Source organism: Porticoccus sp. (assembly GCF_041592135.1).
Lineage (GTDB): Bacteria > Pseudomonadota > Gammaproteobacteria > Pseudomonadales > Porticoccaceae > Porticoccus.
The window spans coordinates 1-3,701 of sequence record NZ_JBFHQR010000176.1; the positions used below are offsets into that span (position 1 = coordinate 1).

At 60.3% G+C, this 3,701-nt stretch carries 4 protein-coding genes and 1 pseudogene; all 5 read left to right on the forward strand.

Annotated elements, in window-relative coordinates; genetic code table 11:
• Positions 1 to 191 (forward strand): annotated as a pseudogene (locus ABY948_RS11590) (sigma-54-dependent Fis family transcriptional regulator); the annotation flags it as partial.
• A 377-nt stretch (positions 192 to 568) separates the two neighbouring features.
• Positions 569 to 1,966 (forward strand): polynucleotide adenylyltransferase PcnB, encoded by a 1,398-nt coding sequence (gene pcnB / locus ABY948_RS11595; RefSeq protein WP_461482694.1) that lies wholly within the window; start codon positions 569 to 571, stop codon positions 1,964 to 1,966.
• Positions 1,959 to 2,468 carry a 2-amino-4-hydroxy-6-hydroxymethyldihydropteridine diphosphokinase gene (gene folK / locus ABY948_RS11600; protein WP_461482695.1) on the forward strand — a complete coding sequence of 170 codons (510 nt, stop codon included), beginning with the start codon at positions 1,959 to 1,961 and terminating at the stop codon, positions 2,466 to 2,468. Before pcnB ends, folK begins: the two co-directional genes overlap by 8 nt.
• The gene (locus ABY948_RS11605; protein ID WP_461482696.1) at positions 2,452 to 3,135 is read left to right on the forward strand and encodes a deoxynucleoside kinase; all 684 of its coding nucleotides are present in this window, start codon (positions 2,452 to 2,454) and stop codon (positions 3,133 to 3,135) included. The genes folK and ABY948_RS11605 overlap by 17 nt, the downstream gene beginning before the upstream one ends.
• Before the next feature lie 28 nt (positions 3,136 to 3,163).
• Positions 3,164 to 3,701, forward strand: a 538-nt coding sequence (panB, locus tag ABY948_RS11610; RefSeq protein ID WP_461482697.1) for a 3-methyl-2-oxobutanoate hydroxymethyltransferase, incomplete at its 3' end; no start/stop codon positions are given.

Below are 3,701 nucleotides of genomic sequence, written 5' to 3' on the forward strand. Positions count from 1 at the left end.
CGGGCGCGGTCAGACAGGTGAACAGCGACCCGCCGGAGGGGTTGTCACTGGAGGACTACTTCACCCGGTTTGTACTGGAGCACCAGGAAGCCATGAGCGAAACCGAGCTGGCCAGAAAACTGGGGATCAGTCGCAAGTGCCTGTGGGAACGGCGCCAGAAACTGGGTATCCCCCGCAAGAAGGGCTACTAAAGACCTACCCCACTTCCCACACCTGTTACTTTTTTTAACGCCAGGCGTGTAGATAAGTAACGCCCTCTCTTCCCAAAAACTGTGATATGCGCCTCATAGAAATTTAACTTATTGTATGATAAATAAATTTTATTTCTGGCACACATCCTGCTATATTAGAGACACAATAAAAACAGCTGATAATTAAAAAAATAAATAATAAAAATAAACAATTGGATGGATTGCTAACCGGTTGAATAAGGGGGGTAGACCCGTCGACCTATAGCCTATGGGATACAAGGGAAGCTTTCGGGCTTCCCTTTTTTAATGTCTGCACCCCTCCTCGGCAACAGCCTTTTGCACAGCCAAAACAACCATTTACCAACCCCTGTGCTAGAATGCGTCTTTCTCGACCCATGCGCATCAACATGCTTAAAAAGTTCGCAAAGTTCTTCAGCAAAAACCCGTCTCCCGCCGTTGCCAGCGATCCGCACATCGTCCCCTCCGGTGATCACCCGATCAGCGCCCGGCACATAACCTCCGGCGCCAAAAAAGTGGTCGAGCAGCTCGTCAGCGATGGTTACGAGGCCTACCTGGTGGGGGGGTGCGTGCGCGACCTGTTGCTCGGCATGCATCCCAAGGACTATGACGTCGCCACCGACGCCACCCCCGAACAGGTCAGCAAGCTGTTTCGGCGCGCGCGCATCGTCGGCCGCCGCTTCCAGATCGTCCATGTGCGCATGGGACCGGAAATCATCGAAGTCACCACCTTCCGCGCCCACCACTCCGCTGAGCACAAGGGCAAGGATCAATCGCGCCGCTCATCCAAGGGCATGCTGTTGCGCGACAATATTTTCGGCTCCATTGCCGAGGACGCCTGTCGCCGCGATTTCACCATGAACGCCCTCTACTACCACCCCCAGGACAACAGCGTCTTCGACTACGCCAACGGCCTGCGGGACATCCAGCAGCGACTGATCCGGGTCATCGGCAACGCCGGTGAACGCTATCGGGAAGATCCGGTGAGAATGCTGCGCGCCGTGCGCTTCGCCGCCAAGCTGGGCTTTCGCATTGAGGACGGCAGCGCACAACCCATCCACAAGATGAATCAGCTACTGGCGGACATCCCCCCCGCCCGGCTGTTTGATGAAATACTCAAACTGTTCATGCACGGCCACGCGCTGGCCACCTTCCATCTGCTCAGGGAGTACGGGCTGTTTCGCCTGTTGTTCCCGGCCACCGAGGAAGCCCTCGCCCATGACCCGGGCTACTATCTCGAGTTTCTCGAACAGGCCATGACCAACACCGACAAACGCATCCGCGCCGACAAGCGCGTCACCCCCGCCTTCCTGCTGGGGGCGCTGCTGTGGCCGGCGGTACAGGAAATGCGCAAGAAGTTTGAGCGCGACAACAGCTCCCCCGTCTACAGCCTGCAACAGGCCGCCGGGGAAATCATTCACCGGGCCTGCCAGCGGGTGGCGATTCCGCGCCGCTTCAGCATGCCGATGCGGGAAATCTGGGAGCTGCAACTGCGGCTGCCGCGCCGCGCCGGCACCCAGGCACAGCGCCTGCTGGAGCATCCGCGCTTCCGCGCCGGTTACGATTTCCTGCTGCTGCGCGAAGACGCCGGCGAGCTGGAACCGGGACTGGGGGAATGGTGGACCCGATTCCAGGACGTGGACGAACACAAGCGCCAGGAAATGATCGGCAGTCTCGACCAGCCCCGGGAGCCACGCAGCAAGCGTCGGCGCCGCCCCCGCCGAGCCGCCGCCGACAAACAGGAACAACATGACTGAGGTGGTCTACGTCGGCCTCGGCAGCAATCTTGGCGACCCCCTGACTCAATTACAGCGCGCGCTGGAAGAACTCGGCAACCTGCCACTCACCCGTCTGATCAAATGCTCCAGCTGGTATCGCAGCGCCCCCATGGGACCGCAGGACCAGCCCGACTACTACAACGGCGTGGCACAACTCAGCACCGCGCTGGAGCCACTGCCCCTGCTGCGGGCACTGCAACAGATCGAACAGCAACACCAGCGGCTGCGCGAGCGCCACTGGGGGCCGCGCACCCTCGACCTGGACATCCTGCTCTACGGCGATCAGTCCATCGACCTGCCCGATCTCAGGGTGCCGCACCCCGGCCTGTACCTGCGCAACTTCGTGCTGCAACCGCTGGCGGAAATCAGCCCGGCGCTGCAGTTTCCCGACGGCAGTCGGCTGGCAATGCGCTTGGAAAATTGCCCGTCTGAAGGTATCGTTCGCCTCTCGTCTGGAGATATCTGTGGAACAACTGGCTAACGATCTGGACCTGGTATTGGAAGACTACCAACTGCCCGGTTTTATTGCCGTGGAAGGCCCCATCGGCGTGGGCAAAACCACCCTCGCCAAACGACTGGCCAGCAGCTTCAACTACGAAACCCTGCTGGAGCAGGCGGAGCAGAATCCCTTTCTGGAACGCTTCTATCAGGACCAGCGCGCCAGCGCCCTGCCCACCCAACTGTACTTCCTGTTTCAGCGCACCCAGCAGATCCAGGAACTGCGCCAGGGGGATATCTTCCAGCAGGTGCGGGTGGCGGATTTCCTGATCGACAAAGACCAGTTGTTCGCCCAGGTCACCCTGGATGACGAGGAGCTCAAGCTCTACCACACCGTCTACCAGCAACTGACCATCGACGCCCCCAAGCCCGACCTGGTGATCTACCTGCAGGCCCCCACCGAGGTGCTGCTGGAGCGCATCCAGCGCCGCGGTATTGAAGTGGAAAGAGCTATCGACTCCCGCTACCTGCAACAGCTCAACGAAGCCTACACCCGCTTCTTTTATTACTACGACGACGCCCCGCTGCTGATCGTCAATGCCACCGACATCGACCTGGCCGGCAGTGAGCGGGACTACCGCAATCTGGTGAGCTACATGCTCAGCATCAAGTCCGGACGCCACTACTACAATCCCCAGGCCAGCCTCTAAAAACTTCCCCCATGGAACCGCCCCCGCCATGAAAACCGTCACCATCAATACCCTGCGCCAGCTGAAAGCCCAAGGGGAAAAATTCCCGGTCATCACCGCCTACGACGCCTCCTTTGCCCACCTGATCGAACAGGTCGGCATCGAAGTGGTGCTGGTGGGCGACTCCCTGGGCAATGTCATCCAGGGGCAGGACAGCACCGTGCCGGTCACCATGGAGCAGATGGCCTACCACGTCAGCGCCGTGCGCCGGGGCAACAGCAAATCCCTGATTGTCGCCGACCTGCCCTTCATGGCCTACGCCACCGAGGAACAGGCCATGATGAATTCCGCCGAGCTGATGCAGGCCGGTGCGCACATGGTAAAACTGGAGGGCGGCGCCTGGCTGGAACACAGCGTGCGACTGCTCAGCGAGCGCGGCATTCCGGTGTGCGGCCACCTGGGACTGACCCCGCAATCCGTCAACAAGCTGGGCGGCTACCGGGTGCAGGGCCGCGATGAGCAGGCGGCGGAGATCATGCTGAAGGATGCCCGGCTGCTGGAAAGGGCCGGCATGGACATGCTGGTGC

Bases quoted from the DNA above. Each gene is read 5' to 3' on its own strand.
- pcnB (WP_461482694.1), top strand. From the start codon at position 569: ATGCGTCTTTCTCGACCCATGCGCATCAACATGCTTAAAAAGTTCGCA.
- folK (WP_461482695.1), top strand. From the start codon at position 1,959: ATGACTGAGGTGGTCTACGTCGGCCTCGGCAGCAATCTTGGCGACCCC.